Origin of the sequence: Mycobacterium sp. D16Q13 (assembly GCF_002013375.1) — a bacterium.
GTDB lineage: Bacteria > Actinomycetota > Actinomycetes > Mycobacteriales > Mycobacteriaceae > Mycobacterium.
The window spans coordinates 46,273-70,817 of record NZ_MAEW01000017.1; the positions used below are offsets into that span (position 1 = coordinate 46,273).

Below are 24,545 nucleotides of genomic sequence, written 5' to 3' on the forward strand. Positions count from 1 at the left end.
CCAGGGAGCGACCTCATGACGCCGTCCACTACCGAACGTGTCGGATTCTCATCTGCCGGCATTCGATGCGCCGGATGGCTCACCCGTCCCGCCGAACCCGGGCGTCATCCCGCGGTTGTACTGGTGCACGGCCTGGGCGCCACCCACGACATGATGCTGCCGCAGTACGAGAGGCACTTCGCGTCAGCCGGAATCGCCACGTTGGCATTCGACTACCGCTACACGGGCGCCTCCGAAGGTTTACCTCGCCAACAATTCTCGATGCGAAAGCAACGCCACGATGTCGAGTCGGCCATCGCGTTCCTGCAGAACCACCCGGATATCGATGGCGATCGCATCGCGCTGTGGGGCACCAGCCTCGGTGCCATGCATGTGACGCTGGTGGCCGCCGGCCGTGACGATCTCGCCGCAGCGGTCATCCAGTGCCCCATCGTGCACGGGCCCGGGGCCACGCGCACTTCCAGCCTCTGGTCGATGCTGCGGCTCGGCCTCCCGATCATCGAGGATCTGGTGCGCAAAGCATTCGGTCGGCCGAGACGGTACGTGCCGATTGTGGGGCCGCCGGGAGACTCAGCATTGGTGAGCACCGATGGCGCCCTGGCCGGCTGGGAGTCCACATGCCCACCCGGCCATGAGTTCGACAACCAGATGGCGGCCGCCGACGCGTCCACACTGGTATTCACCTCTGCCCTGCGTCGCGCACGGAGAATTGCCGCACCGCTGCTGGTCTGCGTCTGCGACCGCGAGGAACTGATGAATCCCCGCTATGCCGAGCTGGTGGCGCGGCGCGCGCCCCACGGCGTCGAATTCCACTACGAATCAGGCCATTTCGACATCTATCAGCCACCGGTGCTGGAGCGTGCGCTGGCCGACCAAACCGTGTTTCTTCGAGAGCACCTCCATGTCGCGCGCTGACATCCTTCGCGCCAACGACGCGAGGTTCCTCGATGCCGTGGCGGATCTCAGCCAGACGGACTGGCTGGGCCCCAGCCTGTGTACCGAGTGGTCGAACCATGAGGTGTTGGCGCATCTAGTGATTGGATGCAGCGCCTCGGTACGCGGCATCACTGCGGGGGTGGTCCGACAGCGGTCCTTCGACCGAGAAAACACCAGGACGGCAAGGAGTCTGGCCGCTGATCGCTCGCCCGAGGAACTCCTGCGGGATTATCGCGGGTTGATCAACCGACCCACCGGAATCGGCAAGGTCTGTCCGCGCAGCCTGCTCCTGGGCGATCACGTGGTCCACGAACTGGACATCCTGTTCGCGCTCGACCGCACCTCGTCGATACCCACGGGCATTCTCGTCAGGGTGCTCAACACGCAAGTGGGGCTGCCGAATCCTTTTGTCCCCGCCTACTTCACCGCGCGGGGGCTACGGTTGCGTGCAACAGATGCCCGTTGGGCTCACGGTAGATCGGGCCCCGTCGTGCAAGGCCCGGCCGCCGCACTCACATCGGTGCTGGCCGGCAGGCCACGAATGCTCACATACCTGACCGGTGAGGGCGCCGCGGTGCTCACGGAACGACTCGGATCACGTGCGCGACGCTAACGGCACCTAGATGACGAGGGCCACCGACGTCGAGCGGCGTAGCTTGCCCGACGGGGTCTTCGGAATGCTGCCCGGTCCGAGCACCACCACATTGCGTGGCCGCACATCGACCTCGGCAACAACCTCGTGCGCGACCTGCTGCTCGATCCGGCGAACCTCGTCCGCGTTCTCGAATGCGTTGGACTCCACCACGACCGCGAAGGTCTCGCGCTGGTTCTTGGGGTCGACTCCGGCCTCCAGGCGCACGGCGACCGCACAACCTGGCCGCACACCGTCGACGCGACCGGCCGCACGCTCGATATCGGTCGGGTAGATGTTCCGGCCCGCCATGATGATGACGTCCTTGACGCGACCGCAGACCACCACATGCCCACGCTCCGTCAGGTAACCGAGGTCACCCGTGTTGTACCAACCGTTTTCGTCCTGCGCCGCCAGGAATCCACCCATGGTGACGTAACCGGGTGTCACCGACTCGCCGCGCAACTCTATGACGCCGACGCCGCGCGGAGGCAGCACATTCAGGTCCTCATCGATGACACGCGCCTCGATACCGGGCAACAGCGGGCCCAGCGTCGCCAGGTGACGGAGATTTCCGCGGGTAGCGGGAACGGCCCGACGCAGCGCGGCCAACAAGTCGGCATCTACCTCGTCGACAATCAGACCGGAGGCCTCAACCTCCGAGAAGGACACGGCCAGAGCAGTTTCCGCCATACCGTAGGCGGGGACCATCGCAGAGGACTTGAAGCCGAACGGCTTTCCGGCATCACACAGGTCATCGACCACTGCCGGGTCCACCGGCTCGGCACCGGAGAGTACGAACCGCAGCGTCGACAGGTCGAAGTCACCCGGCTTGGCCTGGTTGCGCAGCCGCTTGGCCAACAGCGAGTAGGCAAAGTTCGGGGCGGCCGTCATGGTGCCCTTGTATTTGTCGATCAGCCTGCCCCACAACAGAACATCGCGCATGAAGTCCAGCGGGGTGATCTTCACCAGCTCCGCGCCGAAGAACATCGGCACTGTGAGGAAGCCGACCATGCCCATATCGTGGAACAAGGGCAGCCAGCTGACCATCACGTCGGACTCGGGCTTGTACTTGGAGGCGACGTACATGCCGTGCGCATTGGCGTACAGGTTGCGGTGGGTGATCTTGACTGCCTTCGGGGAACCAGTCGACCCCGACGTTAATTGCATGAGCGCGACGGCGTCCTCGTCGACATCGGCGGGTTCGATCGGATCGGCATCCCACAGATCCTTGATCTGGACGACGATCACGCCCTTTTCCTCGAGCACCGGAGCCGCGGCGTCGAACGGCGCGGACACGATGACGGCCTTGGCGCCGATCATGTCGACGACCTTCAGGGTGTCCTCGGCCCAGACCGCGAGGTCGGTGCGCGGGGTCGGCTGGTGCAGCATCGTCAGCGAGGCGCCACGCATCCACACCGCCTGGATCGCCGGGGCGATCTCGACGGGCATGCCCACCAACATGCCGATCGCATCGTCAGACCCGAGGCCTGCGGCGGCCAAACCACCGGCCAGCTGCTTGGCGCGCTCGTGCACCTGCTTCCAGGTATGCCGCACAGGAGTGTCAGGTTCGCCGGTAACCATGCCTTTGACGCTGGAGAGCGCGTTCGCGTACAGCTCGTCGGTAAACCTGCTCACAGTTCCTCCTGGCCTAGGCCTGTTGGGCGAGTCACGCGTCCTTATCGGATAGTCCGCCATAGCCGCCGCGACGCGCGGTAGGCGCGCGCAGTGTCTTTAGCAGCGGATTCATATCGTTCAGGTGACAGTCCGGGTGCCTTCTTCTGGTCCCGTAGCATCTTAGGCTTTTCTTAATCGACGGCCAAACCTACTGTGATCTGGCCGTTCGGCGTGTCGCGTTGCTCGGCGTGTCTAGCCGTCGCTGCGGCCCTGAACGACCTGCGCACCGTGCACGGGCCCGCTGGCCACCCGGACGGTCCGGCACACACCCGCGCCAGCCAGCTCGGCGCCCACCTGCACCGCATCCTCGGCCGAGGTGCATAAGAATGCACAGGTAGGGCCAGAACCAGACACGATCCCCGCGAGCGCACCCGCGGACTCCCCGGCGCGGAGCGTGCGCCGCAGACCGGGGTTGAGGCTGACCGCGGCGGCCTGCAGTTCATTACCCAGCAGCGGCGCCAGCCGCCGCGCGTCGCCGGCGGCGAGTGCACCGAGTAATTCGTCGGATGCGTCAAGCCGTGGCGGATCGCCGTTCTCGCGCAGCCGGTCAATCTCCCGGAATACATCCGGCGTGGACAATCCGCCGTCGGCGAAGGCGAACACCCAGTGAAAAACGTTGCGTGCCAACACAGTGGCCAGCTGCTCGCCCCGGCCTGTGCCCAGGGCGGTTCCCCCGTGCAGCGCGAACGGCACATCGCTGCCGAGCTGAGCGGCCAGGTGATGCAGATCGCGGCGCGGCACACCGGCGCGCCACAGCTCGTTCATCGCGACCAGCACCGCGGCCGCATCGGCGGATCCGCCCGCCATACCTCCCGCGACCGGGATGTCCTTGTTGATGAAAATAGAGACGTCCGGGGCGCGGCCGACGTGGTCGGCGAAGAGCTCGACAGCCTGCCAGGCAAGGTTGCGTTCGTCCGTGGGCACCACACCCTCGCCCTGCCCGACGACATCGACGGAGAGCACGTCGGCATCCCGAACCGTGACGTCATCGGCCAGCGATACCGCATGGAAAACGGTCGTCAGCTCGTGATAGCCGTCCTCGCGCAGATCTCCGACGGCGAGGTACAGGTTGACCTTGCCGGGCGCCCGAACGGTCACCGCGCCGGTGGGCACCCAATCGGAGACGGTCTCGGACACGCCCATGAGGGTACGTTCTGGCGGCGCGTATGGCCGTTACCCGTCAAACGACGGGGACATCGCGGCTTTATCTGACTAAAGTCAGGTAAATGACAGATGCCCTGGTCGATGGCCTACGCAGCTTCAACAGAACCGTCACGCAACGGATAGGCGTCCTCGAGAGCGAATACCTCGCCCGAGACCGCCCGCTGGGGCAATCGCGAGTGCTGTGGGAGATCGGCACCCAGGGCTCAGGGCCTTCGGGGGGATGCGATATCCGCGAGCTGCGCGCCCGCCTGAGCCTGGACTCTGGATATCTCAGCAGATTGTTGCGGGCACTGGAAGGCGGCGGACTGATCGAGGTGAGCACCGCGGACGGCGATACCCGGGTGCGCACCGCGCGCCTCACCGGCGCCGGCCGCGCCGAACTGTCCGAGCTCGATCGCCGCTCCGATGACCTGGCACGGTCGATCCTGGAACCGCTCAGCATCAACCAGCGGCAACGGCTCGCCGACGCCATGGCCGAGGTCGAACGGCTCTTCGTGGCCTCGCAGGTTCAGATCGCCATCATGGACACCCGCTCACCCGAGGCCCGGTACTGCATTCGTGCCTATTTTGAGGAGATTGCCGCCCGGCTCGAAAACGGGTTCGACCCGGCGCTGGCCCTGCCCGCCGGCGATGCCGAACTCTCCGCCCCCGCCGGAATGCTGCTCGTCGCCACCCTGCACGAGGAGCCCGTCGGCTGCGGCGGGCTGAAGCTGCTCAGGAACGCCGACGAGATCATCGAAGCGGCCGAGGTCAAACGGGTATGGATCTCTCCCGATGTCCGCGGCATGGGGCTTGGGAAACGAATTCTCGCCGAGCTGGAGCGGCGAGCGATGACGCACGGCGCGCGCACGATTCGCCTGGACACCAATCGGGCACTCACCGAGGCGATCGCGATGTACCGCTCCGCGGGTTATGGCGAGGTCGCCGCGTTCAACGACGAGAAGTACGCACACCACTGGTTCGAGAAGCACCTCGACACCTAAAGCGTTTTCGCGGCCCCGATGCACGTGGCGGTCAGCAGCCGCGTGAGCGTGCTGCCGAAATCGGTGTCCCAATCCTCCGGAAAGCCCGGCTCTTCGCCGAAATCGTGCTCGAGACCCTCGGGTGGATGAGTGAACTGCCACAGCATCCCGGCGAGCGCGAAGGCCGACGTGACGATGTCGAGCGCACCCTTGCGGTCGATCTGCGGCACCGCACGTTCAATCGCGTCGACGATTGTCATCGCAGCTGCCTGGTTGGCACGCTGGGCCTCACGAACATGGCCGAGTTCCACCTCGTGCTCAAGGTGCAGATATTGACTGCCCAGCAGATCGCAGAACAACGGCGCCGCGATCAGAGAACTCGACAGCACGGCACCGACGTCCGCGGGCGACCGCTCGTGCGAGCCGTCCAATGCCGAGCAGACGGACTCGGCGAGCGCGGCCATACCCTCCGTCGAGAGCCTCAGCAGCACCTCTTTATGGGAGCTGAAGTAGCGGCGCACCGCGGAGTGATGAACACCCGCCCGATGGGCCAAACCCGTGAGAGTGACCGACGCGACACCGGATTCCAACGCCAACGAACGCGCGGCTTCCACGATCGTTGCCGCACGTTGACGCTTGTTCTCCTCAGAACGTGCGCGCCGGAAACCCAGGTGTGTCATCCATCTCAAGATAACGCACGGCGTGTGACTTGCGGGCACACCTACCCGCTGGTAGGTTGCCTGTAACGCACACGCTATGCGTTATGCGCGAAGGCTTCATACATTGTCCGGTAATCGATCTGGTCGGCAGCAACGGGTGAAGGGGTCCTGCGATTCTCAGCGCATTGAAGCGGGCGTGGATCCCGGTGGTGATGGTGCTGGTGCTCGCCATCGCAGGCTTCGCGGTATGGCGGATTCGCGGCATTTTCGGCTCTCATCAGCTGCCCACCTACGCCGGCAGCATGACCGACGACAAAAACAACTCCAAGCCCAAGCATGTGGTCTACGACATCTTCGGCCCGCCCGGAACCATCGCGGACATCAACTACATCGACAAGGAAGGGGAGCCCCACCAGATCAACGGGGCGACGCTACCGTGGTCGATTGAGATCGTCACGACGGCACCGTCGATGACGGGAAACATCCTGGCTCAAGCCCGCAATGCTGATGGGCTGGGCTGCCGCATCACGGCCAACGGCGAAGTAAAAGACGAGAGGTATACCAACGAGGTGAGCGCCTACGTCTACTGCTTTGTGAAGTCCGCATGAGCGGGGCACACGCCAACGGCGAGCCCACCTTCATCGCTAAATGGATTCGGCGCCTGTCGATCCCCATCGTCATCGGCTGGGTGGCGGTTGTCGTCATCCTCGCCCTTTCCGCTCCCCAGCTGGAACAGGTGGCTCAAGCGAACACCGTTTCGCTGAGCCCAAACGACGCGCCGTCCATGAAGGCGATGAAGGACATGGGGCGGCTCTTCCAAGAGTCGGACTCCAACAGCGCCGCCATGATCGTGCTGGAGGGCGACCAACCGCTGGGCCCTGGCTCGCACAAGTTCTACGACGAGATGGTGTCGCAGCTGCGCGCCGACACCAAACATGTCCAGCACGTCCAGGACTTCTGGGGTGATCCCCTCACCGAGTCCGGTGCGCAAAGCACTGACGGCAAGGCCGCCTACGTTCAGCTGAACCTCGCCGGCGATATGGGCGAGACGCTCGCGAACGAATCGATCGAGTCCGTGCGCAGCGTCATCAAGAAACTGACGACGGATGAGCACGGCAACGCGAAGCCGATGCCGGACGGGCTCAAGGTCTATGTCACCGGCCCCGCCGCGCTGCAGACCGACCTGGCCCATGCCGGCGACAGCAGCATGATCAAGATCACCGGACTGACCTTCATCGTCATCATCGTGATGCTGCTGTTCTTCTACCGGTCGATCTTCACCGTGTTGATGGTGCTCCTTATGGTGGGCGTCCAGTTGGGTGCCGCACGCGGAATGATCTCGGTGCTCGGCGACAACCACATCATCGGACTGTCCACCTTCGCGGTGAATCTCCTTGTGGTGCTAGTCATCGCGGCGGGAACCGACTACGCCATCTTCCTGATCGGTCGCTATCAAGAAGCCCGCGTCAATGGGCTGGATCGCGAAGCGGCCTACTACGAGATGTTCCATGGCACGGCGCATGTCATCGTGGGCACGGGATCGACGATCGCCGGCGCCATGTACTGCCTGAGCTTCACGCGCATGCCGTACTTCCAGACCATGGGCGTCCCCTGTGCCGTGGCGGTTCTGACCGCCGTGGCCGTCGCCCTCACCCTGGGACCGGCGCTGATCACCATCGGAAGCCGCTTTGGGCTCTTCGAACCCAAGCGCGCCATGCGAATTCGCACCTGGCGTCGCATCGGCGCCGCGATCGTGCGCTGGCCCGGACCGATCCTGGCCGCCTCGATGGCGATCGCCATCATCGGTCTGGCCGCACTTCCCGGCTACCAGACCAGCTACGACGACAAGAAGTACATCCCCAAGGACATTCCCGCGAATCAGGGCTTCCAGGCCGCCGACCGGCACTTCGACCCGGCCCGGATGAACCCGGAGATGCTGGTGTTGGAATCCGATCACGATATGCGGAACTCCGCGGACTTCCTGGTCATCGACAAGCTCGCCAAGGCCGTCTACAAGGTGCCGGGTATCGCACGCGTGCAAGCAATTACCCGCCCCCAGGGCACCCCGATCGAACATAGCTCCATCCCCTTCCTTATCAGCGCCCAAGGCGTCGGCCAGATTCAGAACCTGAAGCTGATGAAGGACCGGATGGCCGATATGAAGGTCCAAGCCGACCAAATGGGCGTCATGGTCGCCACCATGAAAAAGATGCTGGCCAACATGACCGAGCTCACCTCAGTGATGCACCAGATGATCGGCGACATGCATCACCTGCAGGGCACCATCCACGACATGCGGGACAGCCTCGAGAACTTCGACGACTTCTTCCGCCCCATCAAGAACTACTTCTACTGGGAGAAGCACTGCTTCGATATCCCGATCTGTCAGGCGTTCCGATCGATCTTCGAGGTGCTCGACAAGATCGACGAGCTCACCGAGAACATGGACGGCATGGTCGTCTCCATGGACAAGATGGACGTCATCATGCCCCAGATGGTGGCGGACATGCGGGACATGATCCCGCTCATGGAATCGATGCAGACCATGATGCTGACGATGCACAGCACCATGGCGGGCATGTACGACCTGCAGGACGAGACGAGCAAGGACTCGACCGCCATGGGACGGGCCTTCGACAAGGCCAAGAACGACGATTCGTTCTACCTGCCGCCGGAGATCTTCGACAATCCGGATTTCAAACGCGGTCTCAAGATGTTCTTGTCCCCCGACGGCAAGACGCTGCGGATGATCATCTCGCATCGCGGTGATCCCACGTCGCCCGAAGGCCTTTCGCATATCGAACCCATCAAGCTGGCCGCGATCGAAGCCGTCAAGGGCACCCCCCTCGAGGACGCCAAGATCGAACTAGGCGGCACCGCAGCGACATTCAAGGACATGTCCGACGGCGCCCGTTACGACCTGATGATCGCCGGTATCTCCGCGCTGTGCCTGATCTTCCTGATCATGCTGCTCATCACGCGTAGCTTCGTGGCCTCGCTGGTGATCGTCGGCACCGTACTGCTCTCCCTGGGCGCGTCATTCGGCTTGTCGGTTATCATCTGGCAGTACATCCTGGGCCAGGAATTGCACTGGATGGTCATGCAGATGGCGATCATCGTGCTGCTCGCCGTGGGCTCCGACTACAACCTGCTACTGGTCTCCCGACTCAAGGAAGAACTGCCGGGTGGCTTGAAGACGGGCATGATTCGGGCGATGGGCGGTACCGGCAGTGTGGTGACCTCCGCCGGCCTGGTCTTCGCCTTCACCATGATGGCCATGGCCATCAGCGACCTGACCATCATCGGCCAGGTGGGTACCACCATCGGCCTGGGCCTGCTCTTCGACACCCTCGTGGTGCGGTCGTTCATGACACCGGCCATCGCGACCCTGCTGGGCCGCTGGTTCTGGTGGCCGCTGAACGTGCGCACCCGGCCGCTGCCACCGCCGAGAACACCGCAGCCGGCGACAGACGTACCGCCGCCCCCGGCGCCGGCCGGTGCGGGACCAGACCCGTCTTCGGAGTTCCCCAGACACGCGTACTAAGCCGAAATCCGCCACTACGCTGCGCGACTCATGACACCCTCGGTACATGCCTGCACCGGGTGGCGACTTCAACGGCTACGTCATCGACTCCCTTGCGGGCCGTGGCGGGACGGCACAGGTCTACCTCGCACACCGTGACGATGACGAGGGCGGGGTTACGGTCGCGCTGAAGGTGCTGGATCCACGGCATCGAAATCCGGAGAACATCGACCGATTGCACCGAGAATTCGAATTGGCCCAACGGTTCTCACATCCCCGCATCATCACGGTCTACGAACGCGGTGAGGACTGGCTGGCCATGGAGGCGCTCACCGGCGGCTCGGCGAATGACTTGGTGGGCACGGATCAGAGCTGGATCATGCCCATCAAACTGTCTGCCCTGCAACAGATCGCCGGAGCGCTCGACTACATCCACGAAGCCCAGGTGGTGCATTGCGATGTGAAGCCGTCCAACATCATGCGCAGGCACTCGGGTAGCGCCGTACTCACCGATTTCGGCATCGCCCAAGAGCTCGTCTTCGCGGACGGACCGCGCCGGCCCGTCGTGCAAACCTCGCTGCCCTACGCCGCGCCCGAGGTGCTGCGCGGGCAACCTGTGACGGCGGCCACCGATCAATACGCGCTGGCCTGCACCGCGGTTGAGCTATTCGACGGCAAACCCCCGTTCACGGCACGCACCGCGATGAAGCTCGCCGACCTGCATCTCAACGCCACACCCTGGCCTATTTCGTACCGCCATAAGCACATCCCACGGGCTTTCGATTCCATCGTCGCCAAGGCCATGGCCAAGGATCCGTTAAACCGCTATCCGACATGTACGGAGTTCATAACACTTTTGACACACGCGATGACCTAATCCCCGGTACCGTCGCCCCATGGCATCTCCAGCTAATTACGATACGTCGGGCCTCGCGCGTGAGGACGAGGGATATCACAAGGGTCTGAAGAACCGCCAAGTCCAGATGATCGGCATCGGCGGTGCCATCGGCACGGGTCTGTTCATGGGGGCCGGAAAACGTTTACACGAAGCCGGACCAAGCCTGTGGCTCGTGTACGCCGTCTGCGGCGTGTTCGTCTTCTTCATGCTGCGCGCTCTGGGCGAGCTGGTACTGCACCGCCCGTCTTCAGGTTCCTTCGTGTCGTATGCGCGCGAATTCCTCGGGGAGAAGGCGGCTTACGTCGCCGGATGGATGTACTTCGTCAACTGGGCGGCCACCTCGATCGTGGATGTCACCGCCATTGCCCTCTACATGCACTACTGGGGCAGCTTCAAGGCCATCCCGCAGTGGACCATCGCGCTGATCGCCCTGGTCATCGTGCTCACCCTGAACATGATCAGCGTCAAGCTGTTCGGCGAGATGGAGTTCTGGGCCGCACTCATCAAAGTCGTTGCATTGGTGGCCTTCCTGATTGTCGGCATTGTGTTCTTGGCGGGGCGGTTCACCGTCGAGGGCGCCACCACCGGACCCTCGATACTCGCCGACAACGGCGGGCTCTTCCCCACCGGATTACTGGCCCTTGTGGTGGTCACCTCCGGGGTGGTCTTTGCCTATGCCTCAGTGGAACTGGTGGGCACCGCAGCGGGCGAGACGGAAAATCCCGAGAAGGTCATGCCGAAGGCCATCAACGCCGTGATCGTCCGCATCGCCGTGTTCTATGTCGGCTCATTGATTCTGCTGGCGCTGCTGCTCCCGTACACCCTCTACAAGGAGGGCGAGAGCCCGTTCGTGACGTTCTTTTCCCGGGTGGGCCTGCCGTACGCCGGTGACATCATGAACTTCGTGGTGCTTACCGCCGCGCTGTCGAGCCTCAACGCTGGCCTCTACAGCACCGGCCGCATTCTGCGATCCATGTCGATGAACGGCAGCGCACCACAGCTGTTGTCCCGCATGACATCCAACGGCGTTCCCTTTGCCGGCATCGCGCTCACCGCATGCTTCACCGTGGTCGGCGTCTTCATGAACATGGTGATCCCGGCCAAAGCATTCGAGACCGCCCTGGATGTGGCCGCGCTCGGCATCATCGCCTCGTGGGCCACCATCGTCATCTGTCAGCTACGGCTCTACCAATGGTCGCAACGCGGCATCCTTCGGCGCGGCAAGTTCCAGATGCCCGGGGCCCCCTACACCGGATACGCGACGCTGGTCTTCCTGGTGCTGGTGCTGGCGCTCATGTGTTACGAAAACTATTGGAATCTGGTGGCTCTGGCGATCTTCACGCCGCTGCTCACCATCGGCTGGTACCTGTCCAGGGAACGAGTCATGCAGCTGGCACGTGAGCGAGTCGGCTATACCGGGCAGTATCCGGTGATCGCGGAGACTCCGATGATGGACGACCCGCCCAACCTCGGTGACAAGTAGAACCTAGACGATCGCCGAACGCTCCAGCAGGCGGGCGAAATCGGCGACGTCCAACGTCTCACCGCGACGCGCCGGGTCGATGCTGGCAGCCAACAGGCGGCGCGCCGACTCGTCACCCGAGCCCGCCCATTCGGCGAATGCGTTACGAGAGGTCTTGCGGCGCTGGGCGAATGAGATGTCGATGAGATCGAAGAGCTCCTTGCGGAACCCAGGATCGGAAGGCCATATCGCGTCCGGATGCCTGTCGATGCGCACCAGACCCGAGTACACCCGCGGAATCGGCCAGAACACCGCGGGAGACACCGTGCCGAGACGCTTCACCTTGCCGAAGTAGCGCACCTTGACACTCGGCACACCATAGATACGGGAACCCGGCTCAGCCGTCAGCCGATCGGCAACCTCGGACTGGACCATCACCAAAAGGGTCTTCACCGAATCGAATTCGGTAAGAATCCGCAGCAATGCCGGCACCGCGACGTTGTACGGCAGATTGGCGACCATCGCCGTCGGGGGTTCCCCGGAGATATCGGCGGGGGTGAGTTTCAGTACGTCCTGGTGAATCACCGAGAACCGGTTGAACTCGCTGTGCGAGTGTTCCTTGACGGTGGCCGGAAGGCGTCGTGCCAGCACTGGATCCACCTCGACCGCCGTCACCGTGCAGCCCTTGTCGAGTAGCCCCAGTGTCAGCGAGCCCAGGCCGGGCCCAACCTCGATGACATGATCGCTTTTACCGACACCCGATGCCGACACAATCCGGCGAATGGTGTTGGCGTCGTGAACGAAGTTCTGGCCCAGCGTCTTTGTCGGTCGGAAATCGAGATCCTTGGCCAGTTGTCGGATCTCGGTACGGCCGAGCAGCCTGATGGTCAGCGGGCACCGACCCTCGCGCTGCACACTGGCCAAGCTCCCCAACCCTGCACGGCCAACGTCTTCTCGGCGATGGCAATCTGCTCCTCGCGCGTCGCGAGGTCGGCACGCGGTGCGTACTTGGCACCACCGTGCGCCAACCAGGTTCCGTAGTCGAACTGCACACCACCGTAGAAACCGTTACCCGTGTTGATGGCCCAGTTGCCACCGGCCTCACACGAAGCCAGCGCATCCCACGCCGATCCACGAGTCACGGTGGGAACCTCGGTGCCGGGCTTGGCGCCGACCCGAAGCACCGAGTTACGCGCGGGTGTCAGCACGTTGTTGGACACCGGCATCCGTCCGGTCTCGCGTCCATTGACCGACAGCACCGAGTACACGATGTCCTGGGATCCGGGAGCGCCCGGATCTTCGACGACCGAGCGGCTCATGTTCATCTCGGCGTCTTCGATCCTCTGCGGGGTCGGCGCCAACGGGGCCTGCTCGGTCACCTTGGAGACCCGGATGCGCGTCACGGTGATCGGCATGTCGGCCGTCACCGGGGTACTCGGTGCGGGATCGACGGTGTCGAACTGCTGCAGCGGGTTACCGGTAGCCTCCAGCAGCGCTCCCACGGTCGGAGCGGCGATACGCGGGGTGCTGATCACGCCGCCGTCGTTGAGCTGAACGGTCTTGGCGCTCACCACCGCGAGCGACATGCCCTCCAGCGGGAGACGGCTGCCGCGGGTGGCGGCGGTCGGAGCGGTGTCGGTCATCGACAGCTGAGACAGCGCGTCGTTCACCGTGTTGGCCGTGGTCCAGACCTGCTGGGTGCCCTGCCCGTCCACGGAGATGTCCAGCGGACGGGAACGCTTCAGAACAATGGTGTCGCCGTCGCTCACCGAATCGTGCTTGGCGGGAGCGACATCGTCACGGTCGGACAGCGCGTATCCATAGTCCGCGAGGACCTCGGACACCTGCGACTTGACGGTCGTGACCGTCATGGCGTTTCCGTCGACCCTGAGAGTCAGGGTCTTATGCGCAGCGATGGCGTAGCCACCGCCCGCGCCGATCACCACCAGCAGGGCGGCCACGAGGGCGCGTAGCAAGGGCGATCGCGTTGCGTTGAGCTTCGTCAGTGCATTCACGAGTAGGAGATTCCTGCGTTCGTTTCGGTGCGTCGATACCGGATGTCAACGGTGACGAAACCCGGCGATCTGATCACGACACGGTAACGAAAGCATCGCACGGAGGCAACTCATCAACAATCTTGAACACCCTTAATGCGGTCGCGGTGGACGCGGCCGCTAATCGCTCAGGGTGTTGCCCGGTTATTTCAGCGAGGGCCCGGACGGTGTACGGCAGGCAGTACGACTCATTCGGCGCACCCCGATAGGGATGGGGTGTTAGGTAGGGCGCATCGGTCTCTACCAGCAGTTGTTCGTCGGGAATGAGCACAGCGGCCTCCCGTAGCGCCCGCGCGTTCTTGAAACTCACCGTCCCCGACAAACTCAGAATCCAGCCCTCAGCGACACACTTCTTCGCCATCTCGGCGTCCGATGAGAAGCAGTGGAAGATAACCGAGGACGGCGCGCCCTCGGACCTGAGCACATCGAGCACTTCGGCGTCCGCGTCACGGTTGTGAATCATCAGCGGCTTGCCCGTCCGCTTAGCCAGCTCAATGTGCCAAGCAAATGCCTCGCGCTGAACCGACGGCTCCGCGCAGCCCTCCAATCGGCCCGGCCAATACAGATCCACACCGGTCTCCCCGATCGCGACGACGCGAGGATGCGCGGCCAGCTTTTCCAACTCCTCGCGCGCACTGTCGGTGAGGTCGCCCGCGCGGGTGGGGTGCAAGGCGACAGCGGCGTACACCCGTGGATCTCCGGCAGCGGCCGACACCGCCCATCGGGCCGACTCGAGGTCGTCGGCCACCGTCACCACGCGCCCCACGCCGACGGACTCGGCACGGTCGACGATGGCTCGTACGTCATCCCCGGTGACCGCACCGCACGCATCCAGATGGGTGTGGGCGTCGATGAGAGGTGCCAGCGGCTCGGGATTGGGCGGGGCTTGCCTCTTATTGCCGGGCGTCATCAGAACACCAGTCTATAAAGTTGCTCAGACCATGCCTGAATCATCTGTTCCGAACTCTTCTGGGCCGAACGCGTCTGGCCCCTTCTACATCACCACCGCCATCGCCTACCCGAACGGTGAACCGCATATCGGGCACGCGTACGAGTACGTCGCGACCGACGCCGTCGCCCGCTTCAAACGGCTGGACGGCTTCGACGTGCGGTATCTCACCGGCACCGACGAGCACGGTCTGAAGGTGGCGCAGGCGGCCACCGCGGCCGGAATCCCGACGGCGCAGCTCGCACGGCGCAATTCCGATGTCTTCGAGGCATTGCAGCGCAAGCTCAACATCTCGTTCGACCGGTTCATCCGCACCACCGACCCCGATCACCACGAGGCATCCAAGGCGATCTGGCGCCGGATGGCCGACAACGGCGACATCTATTTAGACACCTATTCGGGGTGGTACTCGGTGCGCGACGAGGCGTACTACACGGACGCCGAGACCACGGTCGCCGCCGACGGAACCCGCACCGCCACCGAGAGCGGTACCCCCGTCGAGTGGACCGAGGAGCATTCCTACTTCTTCAGGCTGTCGGCGTACCAGGACAAGCTGCTGGCGCATTACGAGGCGCATCCGGAGTTCATCGGCCCGGTAGTACGGCGCAACGAGGTCGTCAGCTTCGTCTCCGGTGGTCTGCGCGATCTGTCCATCTCCCGGACCACCTTCGACTGGGGAGTGCAGGTACCCGACCATCCCGACCACGTCATGTACGTGTGGGTGGACGCCCTCACCAACTATCTGACCGGCGCCGGCTATCCCGACACCGATTCAGAGCTGTTCCAGCGGTACTGGCCGGCCAATGTGCACATGATCGGCAAGGACATCATCCGGTTCCACACCGTGTACTGGCCGGCATTCCTGATGTCGGCCGGAATCGAGCTGCCGAAACGGGTTTTCGCGCACGGCTTCCTCACCAACAAGGGCGAGAAGATGAGCAAGTCGATCGGCAATGTAGTGAACCCAGTCGATCTGATCGATCATTTCGGGCTGGACCAGGTGCGGTACTTCCTGCTGCGTGAGGTTCCGTTTGGCCAGGATGGCAGCTACACCGAGGACGGCTTGATCGGGCGGATCAACGCCGATCTGGCCAACGAGCTGGGCAATCTGGCGCAACGCTCGCTGTCGATGGTGGCCAAGAATCTTGGCGGAATCGTGCCGGAGCCGGGCGATTACACCGTTGAGGACACCGAACTGCTCGCGGCCGCTGACGGCCTGTTAGAACAGGCGCGCACACACTTCGAGGTACCTGCGATGCATCTCGCGCTTGAGGCGATGTGGCAGGTGCTGAGCGCGAGTAATCGCTACTTCTCCGCCCAGGAGCCATGGGTACTGGGTAAGAGTGACGACGCGGCCGATCAACAGCGATTCGGCACCGTCCTGTACACCACGCTGGAGGTGGTGCGCATTGTCGCGCTGCTGGCGCAGCCGGTCATGCCCGAATCGGCGGCCAAGCTGCTGGACCTCTTGGGCCAGTCCGAAGATCAGCGGGACTTCGCCGCCATCGGTACCCGGCTGAAGGCTGGCGTGAGCCTGCCCGCGCCGACGGGCGTGTTCCCGAAGTATCAGGTGCCCAAGTAGGTCATACGTGATCCCGGTCACGGTCTGTCACAGATTTCATCGCGCCGGTGTCTTAAGGGCATCAGCGACTGAAAGGAAGTCACCGAAATGACCGAGAACACCCATGTGACCGTGATCGGCGGGGGCTACGCGGGAACCCTGGCGGCCAACCAATTGCTGGCCAACAAGAACCTGACCGTGACCCTCGTCAATCCGCGACCGCACTTCGTCGAACGGATCCGCCTGCACCAGCTGGTCGCCGGAAACCGGGGCGCGACGGTCGACTACGACCAGCTGCTCAATCCGGCCATCCGCCTCGTGGTCGACAAGGTCACCCACATCGATGCCGACGCCCAAAAGCTGGAGCTCGCCTCGGGCGCGGTGCTGCCCTACGACTATCTGGTCTACGCCGTGGGCAGCACCACAACAACTCCCAACATCCCCGGCGTGGCCGAACATGCGTTGTCCATCAACGAGTTCGAACACGCCCAGCAGGTACGGGCCCGGTATGAGCGGTTGGCACCTGAGGCACCGATCGTGGTCGTCGGTGCGGGCCTGACCGGTGTCGAGCTGGCCGGAGAACTCGCCGAGGCGGGCCGCCGGGTGACTCTGGTCTGCGGCAAGCAACTGTTGCCCTCGATCGGCGAACCGGCCCGGCGCGCGGCCGCCAAGCATCTGGAAAAGCTGGGCGTCGAGGTGCTGGCGCCCGCCACGGTCGTCGGAGTCGATGAGGACACCGTGACCCTGTCCGACGGGCGCGAACTGCCGAGTGCGCTGACGGTGTGGACCGCCGGATTTGGCGTACCGCAGCTGGCCGCCGACAGCGGACTGCGGACAGACGCGCTGGGGAGACTGCTCACCGATGAGACGCTGGTCAGCGTCGACCATCCCCGCATCGTCGCGGCCGGTGATGCGGTAAGCCCCTCAGGCGTGCCGCTGCGGATGAGCTGCCAGGCCGCCGGGCCGCTGGCCGCGCGTGCGGTCAAGACTGTGCTGGCTCTGGTAGACGGGCTGCAACCGGTAGCGGGCGGGCAGATCTTCGTCGGGCAGAACGTCAGCATCGGACGTCGTGCCGCCGTCATCCAGACCTCACGCGCCGACGACACACCACGCAAGCTGTTCATCGGCGGCCGGTCCGGTGCGGCGATCAAGGAAATGGTCTGCCGCGGAACGGTTTACTTCCTGAAACAGGCCGCCAAGCATCCGAAGGCCTATTACTGGCCGCAGGGCGCCAAGCGCTCTGAAGCCCTCAAGGTGCAGGCGTAGCGGTGTCCGACACCGCGCACGCAGAGCTGTTCACCCACCTGCGCCCGCTGCTGTTCACCATCGCGTACGAAATGTTGGGCTCCGCCACAGAGGCCGATGACGTACTGCAGGAGAGCTATCTGCGGTGGGCGCAGGTGGATCTGAGCACGGTCACCGATACCAAGGCCTACTTGGCGCAGATTGTCAGCCGCCAATCACTGAACACCTTGCGCGCCAACAGCCGTCGGCGCGAGGAGTATGTGGGACCGTGGCTACCGGAGCCGGTGCGAGTGACCTTCGACGGCGACGCGGCGGACGCCTCGACAGATGTGGTCCTGGCCGAATCGGTGTCGATGGCGATGCTGGTCGTGTTGGAAACCCTGGCACCGGACGAGCGGGCCGTATTCGTCATGCGGGAGGTCTTCGGCTTCGACTACTCCGAAATCGCTTCCACCGTATGCAAATCGGAGTCCGCGGTACGTCAGATGGCGCACCGTGCCCGAGAGCATGTGCAGTCGCGCCGGCGCCGGTTCACCCCCACCGACCAGCAGGCCGAGGAACTGACCACCAAATTCCTGCTGGCCGCGGCGGGGGGCGATGTCGACGCGTTAGTAGAAATGCTGGCCCCCGACGCGGTGTGGACATCCGACGGCGGCGGCAAGGTCAGTGCCGCACGGCGTCCGGTCTATGGGGCCGACAGAGTGGCACGCGTGGCCATCGGTCTGTCGCGGGCCGCCGCCGCGTTCCCCGATGTCCGCATGGAACTAAGCACCTACAACAGCACGCCGGCCCTACTGATCTACAGCGAAGGACGTCTCGACGCGGTGCTGGCCGTGTCGATCGCGGATGGCAAGGTGGCGCATGTTTTCGCGATCCGCAACCCCGACAAGCTGGCCACCGCCGAAACAGCGCGTCACATCAGCAGATAACCCGGTGGCGGTTCGGGCGGTACATCGGACACAATCACCGGCGTGTTCTGTGATATCGATACCGCCGCGCGCATTGAACGTGCCGAGGCCGACACCATCGCCGCGGGCACTGGGAAGTGCGACGGCGGTCTGGTGATACCGCTGGCAGGGGGCATCGCGTCCTACGCCGGACCGGATTCACCGATGAACAAGATCGCTGGACTCGGGTTCAGCGGTGTGCCAAGCGAATCCGAACTCGACGCCGTCGAGCGGGAGTTCGCCGAACGGGATACCCCGGTGCAGGCTGAAATCGCGAGCCTCGCCGATCCCGCGATCTGCGAGCTGCTCACCGCCCGGGGCTACCTGCTGGTGTCTTTCGAGGATGTCCTCGGCCTTCCCCTAGCCGATGCCCCAGCGCCGGTCATTCCCGACGGCGTCACGGTGCGTCACAGCGGCAGCGATGAGCTGACCAGTTGGGTCGACGTGGTCGTCGACGGGTTCGCGGTACCCGATGACCAGGGTGTGGCCTCGCACGAATCATTTCCGCGCGAGGTGCTTTTCCGCGCGATCGCCGCACTGTCCACAGTTCAGGGCCAGCAGCGGTACATCGCTCTGCGCGAGGGTGCTGTCGCCGGCGGCGCAAGCATGCGCATCCTCGACGGGGTGGCCCAGCTCAACGGTGCGGCCACCGCAGCCCCACACCGCCGGCGCGGTATCCAAACGGCACTGCTGACCACCCGGCTTCACGAAGCCGCCCGCGATGGCGCGGAGCTGGCGGTGGTGACCACCCAGCCCGGGTCGAAGTCCCAGCAGAACACCCAGCGCCAGGGCTTCTCACTGCTGTACACCCGCGCGATCCTGGTGAAGGGTCTGCGAAACTAGACCGATGCGCGTCCAGCAGCTCGGCAACCTCGGTGCGCCGCCGGCCGTGCTGCGAGCTCTTGCCAGCGCCACGCGCGCGACGGGACGTCCAGCACCCGCGGCCTTGATCGGATCCTGGTTCGATTCGCCGGCGATCATCTCCCCGTCGCTCTCCGCGCACCCAGTGCTGCCACGACAAGCGTTCAGCGGCAAGACTTCTCATGTGGACCCTGTTCCACCAGGCGCGGTGGGCGGCGGCTGGATTGGCTTCCTCGGATATCCGGACCTGGCCTCCGGCAGCCAGGCTCGACGGCTCCCCGCCGCCGCCGGCGGCTGGACCGATGCGGTACTGCGGCTAGACGATGACGAATGCTGGTGGTACGAAAGCCTTCTGGGTGAGGAGTGCCCGGCGTGGATACTCCAGGCACTGACACACCCCCGCGACCCCGCGCCATGGTTCATCGACTGGACGGCCCCCGATCGTGAGCACCACCGCGTTGCCGTGACCTGCTGTCTGGAAGCCATAGCGGCAGGCGAGGTGTACCAGGCCTGTGTGTGCACGCAGTTCCGCGGCAGACTGGCGGGCGATCCGTTGGACTTCTTCGCCGACGCGATCACTCGAACCGCACCGGACCGCGCCGCATTCGTCTCCGGCGCCTGGGGCGCCGTGGCCTCGTTGTCACCCGAATTGTTCTTGCGGCGCAAAGGCACCGACGTCCGCTCCAGCCCCATCAAGGGCACCCTGGCCGGGACCGAGGACCCCGCGGCGCTGTTGACCTCGGTCAAGGATGTCGCCGAGAACGTCATGATCACCGACCTGGTGCGCAATGACCTGGGGCGCATCGCCATCACCGGAACCGTCACCGTTCCCGAGCTTCTCGCCGTCCACCCGGCGCCCGGCGTGTGGCATCTGGTGTCCACCGTCGCCGCCCAGGTGTCCCTGGACGCCACCGCCAGCGACCTCCTGAACGCCACGTTCCCGCCCGCCTCGGTAACCGGAACACCCAAAACCCGTGCACGCCAACTACTGCGCCAATGGGAATCGGATCACCGCGGGGTGTACTGCGGCACCGTCGGCATGCTCTCCCCCGCGGCCGGCCTGGAACTCAACGTCGCGATCCGCACCGTGGAGATCGCCCCCGACGGCACCGCCGTGCTCGGCGTGGGCGGCGGTATCACCGCCGACTCCGATATCGATGCCGAGTGGCAGGAGTGCCTACACAAGGCAGCCGCCACGGTCGACCTCACGGCGATCGCGGCACTCAAGCCCGCGCTTTGACCACCGCGTCGTACAGATCGCGCCTCGACAGCGTCGCACCGGATTCGCCGATCGCCATCGCGCAGGACTCCCGCAGCCCCATACCGTCGTCCATGAGCTCCTCCACCCTGGCCACCAGGGTTTCGATTTCGGGGACGGCGGGACGACCGCCGTCGAGCACCACCGTGATCTCCCCGAGCACGTCGCCCTCGGCCCAGACGGCCAACTCGCGCAGGGTGCCCCGCAACACCTCTTCATGAGTCTTGGTCAGCTCACGGCATACCGCGGCGCGGCGTTCCGGCCCCAGCACCTCCACCGCATCGGCCAGGGTCTCCCCCAGCCGTCGCGGCGACTCGAAGAACACACAGGTACGGGGTTCGGCCACCAGCTCGGCTAGCCAGCGCCGCCGCGCCCCCTGCTTACGCGGTGCGAAACCCTCGAAACAGAAACGGTCCACCGGGAGCCCCGAGACGGCCAACGCCGTCGTCACCGCCGACGGCCCGGGCAGACACTTGATCGGTATCCCCTGTTTCACGCAGGCGGCGACCAAGCGATACCCCGGGTCACTGATCGACGGCATCCCGGCGTCAGTGACCACCAGGACGTCGTACCCCGCCTCCAGATCGGCCAGCAGCGGCTCGATACGGCTGGCCTCGTTCTGGTCGTAGAAACTGATGATCTGCCCGCTGATCTGCACATCCAGCGATTTGGCCAGCGCCCGAACACGGCGGGTGTCCTCGGCAGCCACCACCGATGTCTTGGCCAATGCCTCACGCAATCGGGGCGAGGCGTCCCCAGGCTCCCCGAGCGGTGTCGCCGCCAGCAGCAAGTTCCCCATCCCGCAAGACTAAGTCCCTCGTGCTGCCGCTTCCGCCCGCCGCACCAAGATGCCGGTCTCGGGTCCTCCCTTACGATCGACCGTGTGACCGTGCCCGCAACCCTGCCGCCGACCTCGGCAGCCGAGTCGGATCTCCAGTCGCCGGGGCCCCGGATACCGCCCGCGGACTTCGGGCCTACCGACCGGCTTCAGGGCTGGGTGATGACCGCCGTCATCACCGCAATCGCGGCGCTCACCCGCTTCATCAATGTCGGCGCACTCACCGATCGCGGCACCCCCGTCTTCGATGAGAAGCACTACGTACCGCAGGGCTGGCAGGTCGTCACCAACGGCGTCGAGGACAACCCCGGCTACGGGCTCGTGGTGCATCCGCCCGTCGGCAAACAGATGATCGCCATCGGCGAATGGCTCTTCGGATACAACTCGTTCGGCTGGCGGTTCGCGGCGGCGCTGTCGGGCACCATCCTGGTGCTGCTGGTCGCCCGCATCGCCCGGCGGATCAGCCGGTCCACCATGGTGGGCGCCATCGCAGGGGTGCTGCTGATCGCAGACGGGGTCAGCTTCGTCACTGCACGCACCGCGCTGCTCGATGTGTATCAGGCGCTCTTCGTGGTGGCTGCCTTCGGCGCACTGATCGTGGATCGGGATCAGGTGAGGGAACGGCTGTACAACGCGTACCTCGACGGGCGGATCGGCGAGACCGTATGGGGTCCGCGCCTGGGCGTGCGCTGGTGGCGCTTCGGCGCCGGGATCCTGCTCGGGTTGGCCTGCGGCACAAAGTGGTCGGGGCTGTACTTCATCGCGTTCTTCGGAGTGCTGTGCATCGCCTTCGACATCGCGGCACGGCGCGCGTACGGGGTGCAGCGGCCATGGGCCGGCGCCGCGGTGCGCGATCTGGGCCCGGCCCTGTATGCCCTGCTGGTCATACCCTTCGTCGTGTACATGGCCTCGTATTGGTCGTGGTTCGCCTCCGAGACGGGTATCAACAGGCACGCCGAGGGACGCCAAATCGGGATCGGCGGCTGGGTGCCCGATGCCCTGCGATCGCTCTGGTACTACACGCACAGCGTCTACACATTCCATTCGACGCTGACCAACGCCAACGGCAATCACCATCCGTGGGAGTCCAAGCCGTGGACGTGGCCGATGTCGCTGCGCCCCCTGCTCTACGCCATCGAGGACAAGAACATCCCCGGCTGCGGCGCCAATTCCTGTGTCCGCGCGGTGTTGTTGGTAGGCACCCCGGCCATCTGGTGGCTTGCGGTTCCGGTGCTGCTCTGGGCCACCTGGGCGACGGTGGTCCGGCGCGACTGGCGTTACGCCGTGGCACTGGTGGGCTACTGCGCGGGATGGCTGCCCTGGTTCGGCAACATCGATCGGCAGATGTACTTCTTCTATGCCACCCCGATGGTGCCGTTCCTGGTGATGATGATCGCGTTCATCATCGGCGATTTCCTGCGTAAGCCGGTGGCCAACCCGGAGCGGAAAACGTTGCGAATGTTCATTGCAACGTTCTATCTGGCGGTAGTGGTCACCAACTTCGCGTGGCTGTACCCGATACTCACCGGTGCCGCGATCTCACCGTTCATGTGGAACATGGAGATGTGGCTGCCCAGCTGGCGCTAACCCATGCCGCCGACACGCCGTGACACGCCCAGCGGAATGCACATAACGCGGCGTGTCGGCGGGCAGGGCTAGAGCAGATCGCGCGATACCGGGCAGGACATGCAGCGCGGCCCGCCCCGGCCGGTACCTAATTCCGACGCCGAGATGGCGAGCACCTCAACACCTGAAGCCTCCAGGCGCGCATTGGTTTCCACATTGCGTTCATAGGCGACGACCACACCGGGAGCCAGCGCCAGGGTGTTGTTCCCGTCGTCCCACTGCTCGCGTTCGGCGGTGACCGGATCCAGCCCGGTATCAATGACGCGCAGCTTGCCGATGCCCATCGCATCGGCCGCCGCTTCCACGAATGGATCCGAACCCGAGATGCTGACCCCACTGTCGGTGCGACGAATGGTGAATGCCGACAACGAATCCTGAATCGCCGGATACATCACGACGGCATCGGTATCGACCATGGTGCACACGGTGTCCAGGTGCATGGACGCACGTTCCTGCGCGATGGGCACCGCGAGCACGGTATGGGCAAGATCGTCGTCGAACAGGCTGCGCGCCAAGGCTTCCGCACCGGCAGGCGTGGTGCGCTCCCCGACTCCGACCGCCACCACGCCGGGGCCCAGCAGCAGCACGTCACCACCCTCGACAGGGGCCGAATGGGACTCATAGGCCCGGCGCACTCCGAGGAATCGCGGGTGATGGGCATAGATCAGGTCGGTGAGCGAGGTCTCACGCACCCGCGCCGGCAGTGCCAGTGAGGTGATCGCGAATTTGCGGCCGATCCAAAACGACGAGTCCCGGGTGAACAGCAGATTCGGCAGCGGCTCGATGACGAAATCCGACCCATGGTGCATGGTCCGCACCAAGGACGGCTGCGCCACCTTGCCTCCCACGGGCAGCTCATCGAACGTCATCCCACACATCAGCACGTAGGCGAGGTCCGCGGCCTCCAACGACCGCAAGTACTCCGAGAGATCTTGCGCCAGCGCGTAACCCAGCCTGCGCGCGCTGACCGCCGCAGATATGCCCTGTACCCGCGCGGCACCGCTGGCCAGCGCCTCGCGCAACAATTCGGAGAGCAGCAGCACCTCGACACCCCGCGAACGCAGCACGCCGGCGAAGGCATCATGCTCCTCCTGAGCGCGCGCAACCCAGGGCAGTCCGTCGAACAGCAGCTGGTCGTTGTTGCGCGGGGTGAGCCGCTTGAGCTCGTCGCCGGGCCGGTGCAACACGACCGCCCGCAGCCGTCCCACCTCTGAATTAGCACCCAGCACTGGAGCATCCGTCATGAGATGACGCTAGCTTGCCATGCAATCGAACATGTGTGCGATATCATGGG

General features: G+C 64.6%; 21 protein-coding genes. 13 read left to right on the top strand and 8 right to left on the bottom strand.

Annotated features, from left to right (window positions below; genetic code table 11):
• The first annotated feature begins 15 nt into the window (after nt 1–15).
• Both B4400_RS17975 and B4400_RS17980 read left to right on the top strand, forming a co-directional pair.
• On the top strand, nt 16–915 hold the full coding sequence (locus B4400_RS17975) for an alpha/beta hydrolase (protein WP_078310156.1): 900 nt from the start codon (nt 16–18) through the stop codon (nt 913–915).
• Nucleotides 902–1,549, top strand: a complete 648-nt coding sequence (locus B4400_RS17980) for a maleylpyruvate isomerase family mycothiol-dependent enzyme (protein ID WP_078310159.1) — start codon at nt 902–904, stop codon at nt 1,547–1,549. The genes B4400_RS17975 and B4400_RS17980 overlap by 14 nt, the downstream gene beginning before the upstream one ends.
• A 6-nt stretch (nt 1,550–1,555) precedes the next feature.
• On the opposite strand, the gene B4400_RS17985 is transcribed toward B4400_RS17980, so the two are convergent.
• Both B4400_RS17985 and B4400_RS17990 read right to left on the bottom strand, forming a co-directional pair.
• Complete coding sequence (locus B4400_RS17985) at nt 1,556–3,205, bottom strand: fatty acyl-AMP ligase (protein ID WP_078310162.1); 1,650 nt, start codon at nt 3,203–3,205, stop codon at nt 1,556–1,558.
• Nucleotides 3,206–3,436: 231 nt separating this feature from the next.
• On the bottom strand, nt 3,437–4,387 hold the full coding sequence (locus B4400_RS17990; protein WP_078310164.1) for a 4-(cytidine 5'-diphospho)-2-C-methyl-D-erythritol kinase: 951 nt from the start codon (nt 4,385–4,387) through the stop codon (nt 3,437–3,439).
• Nucleotides 4,388–4,470: 83 nt separating this feature from the next.
• Between B4400_RS17990 and B4400_RS17995 the strand changes: the two genes are divergently transcribed.
• A complete protein-coding gene (locus B4400_RS17995) occupies nt 4,471–5,391 on the top strand; it encodes a bifunctional helix-turn-helix transcriptional regulator/GNAT family N-acetyltransferase (RefSeq protein ID WP_078310167.1) in 921 nt (306 codons plus the stop codon).
• Here B4400_RS17995 and B4400_RS18000 read toward each other — a convergent pair.
• On the bottom strand, nt 5,388–6,050 hold the full coding sequence (locus tag B4400_RS18000) for a TetR/AcrR family transcriptional regulator (RefSeq protein WP_078310171.1): 663 nt from the start codon (nt 6,048–6,050) through the stop codon (nt 5,388–5,390). The genes B4400_RS17995 and B4400_RS18000 overlap by 4 nt on opposite strands.
• 164 nt (nt 6,051–6,214) lie before the next feature.
• Between B4400_RS18000 and B4400_RS18005 the strand changes: the two genes are divergently transcribed.
• The 4 genes from B4400_RS18005 to B4400_RS18020 are packed head-to-tail and all read left to right on the top strand — an operon-like array spanning nt 6,215 to nt 11,933.
• Nucleotides 6,215–6,637, top strand: a complete 423-nt coding sequence (locus B4400_RS18005; RefSeq protein WP_139361468.1) for an MmpS family transport accessory protein — start codon at nt 6,215–6,217, stop codon at nt 6,635–6,637.
• Nucleotides 6,634–9,573, top strand: coding sequence for an MMPL/RND family transporter (locus B4400_RS18010; protein WP_078310175.1), 2,940 nt, complete (start codon nt 6,634–6,636; stop codon nt 9,571–9,573). Before B4400_RS18005 ends, B4400_RS18010 begins: the two co-directional genes overlap by 4 nt.
• Before the next feature lie 46 nt (nt 9,574–9,619).
• Nucleotides 9,620–10,429 (top strand): serine/threonine-protein kinase, encoded by an 810-nt coding sequence (locus B4400_RS18015; protein WP_078310178.1) that lies wholly within the window; start codon nt 9,620–9,622, stop codon nt 10,427–10,429.
• Nucleotides 10,430–10,448: 19 nt separating this feature from the next.
• Nucleotides 10,449–11,933 carry an amino acid permease gene (locus B4400_RS18020; RefSeq protein ID WP_078310181.1) on the top strand — a complete coding sequence of 495 codons (1,485 nt, stop codon included), beginning with the start codon at nt 10,449–10,451 and terminating at the stop codon, nt 11,931–11,933.
• 3 nt (nt 11,934–11,936) lie between these two features.
• Here B4400_RS18020 and rsmA read toward each other — a convergent pair whose 3' ends face one another.
• The 3 genes from rsmA to B4400_RS18035 all read right to left on the bottom strand — a co-directional run bounded on the left by rsmA (nt 11,937) and on the right by B4400_RS18035 (nt 14,876).
• Nucleotides 11,937–12,836 carry a 16S rRNA (adenine(1518)-N(6)/adenine(1519)-N(6))-dimethyltransferase RsmA gene (gene rsmA / locus B4400_RS18025; protein ID WP_170915052.1) on the bottom strand — a complete coding sequence of 300 codons (900 nt, stop codon included), beginning with the start codon at nt 12,834–12,836 and terminating at the stop codon, nt 11,937–11,939.
• Nucleotides 12,800–13,927, bottom strand: coding sequence for a resuscitation-promoting factor (locus tag B4400_RS18030; protein WP_139361469.1), 1,128 nt, complete (start codon nt 13,925–13,927; stop codon nt 12,800–12,802). The genes rsmA and B4400_RS18030 overlap by 37 nt, the downstream gene beginning before the upstream one ends.
• Before the next feature lie 73 nt (nt 13,928–14,000).
• Nucleotides 14,001–14,876, bottom strand: a complete 876-nt coding sequence (locus tag B4400_RS18035) for a TatD family hydrolase (RefSeq protein WP_078310190.1) — start codon at nt 14,874–14,876, stop codon at nt 14,001–14,003.
• A 31-nt stretch (nt 14,877–14,907) separates the two neighbouring features.
• Here B4400_RS18035 and metG point away from each other — a divergent pair, with 31 nt between their 5' ends.
• From metG to B4400_RS18060, 5 genes are all read left to right on the top strand, one after another.
• Complete coding sequence (gene metG, locus B4400_RS18040) at nt 14,908–16,497, top strand: methionine--tRNA ligase (protein ID WP_078310193.1); 1,590 nt, start codon at nt 14,908–14,910, stop codon at nt 16,495–16,497.
• An 87-nt stretch (nt 16,498–16,584) separates the two neighbouring features.
• Complete coding sequence (locus B4400_RS18045; protein ID WP_078310195.1) at nt 16,585–17,742, top strand: NAD(P)/FAD-dependent oxidoreductase; 1,158 nt, start codon at nt 16,585–16,587, stop codon at nt 17,740–17,742.
• A gap of 2 nt (nt 17,743–17,744) precedes the next feature.
• A complete protein-coding gene (locus B4400_RS18050) occupies nt 17,745–18,650 on the top strand; it encodes an RNA polymerase sigma-70 factor (protein ID WP_078310198.1) in 906 nt (301 codons plus the stop codon).
• Between the two features lie 42 nt (nt 18,651–18,692).
• On the top strand, nt 18,693–19,511 hold the full coding sequence (locus B4400_RS18055) for a GNAT family N-acetyltransferase (protein ID WP_078310202.1): 819 nt from the start codon (nt 18,693–18,695) through the stop codon (nt 19,509–19,511).
• 4 nt (nt 19,512–19,515) lie between these two features.
• A complete protein-coding gene (locus B4400_RS18060; RefSeq protein WP_078310205.1) occupies nt 19,516–20,769 on the top strand; it encodes an aminodeoxychorismate synthase component I in 1,254 nt (417 codons plus the stop codon).
• On the opposite strand, the gene rsmI is transcribed toward B4400_RS18060, so the two are convergent.
• Nucleotides 20,753–21,586: a 16S rRNA (cytidine(1402)-2'-O)-methyltransferase gene (rsmI, locus tag B4400_RS18065; RefSeq protein WP_078310210.1), complete on the bottom strand. Its 834-nt coding sequence runs from the start codon at nt 21,584–21,586 to the stop codon at nt 20,753–20,755. The two genes, B4400_RS18060 and rsmI, sit on opposite strands and share 17 nt — an antisense overlap.
• A gap of 84 nt (nt 21,587–21,670) precedes the next feature.
• Here rsmI and B4400_RS18070 point away from each other — a divergent pair, with 84 nt between their 5' ends.
• Nucleotides 21,671–23,212, top strand: coding sequence for a dolichyl-phosphate-mannose--protein mannosyltransferase (locus B4400_RS18070; protein WP_078310216.1), 1,542 nt, complete (start codon nt 21,671–21,673; stop codon nt 23,210–23,212).
• Nucleotides 23,213–23,280: 68 nt separating this feature from the next.
• On the opposite strand, the gene arcA is transcribed toward B4400_RS18070, so the two are convergent.
• A complete protein-coding gene (arcA, locus tag B4400_RS18075) occupies nt 23,281–24,495 on the bottom strand; it encodes an arginine deiminase (RefSeq protein ID WP_078290551.1) in 1,215 nt (404 codons plus the stop codon).
• Between the last annotated feature and the right edge of the window lie 50 nt (nt 24,496–24,545).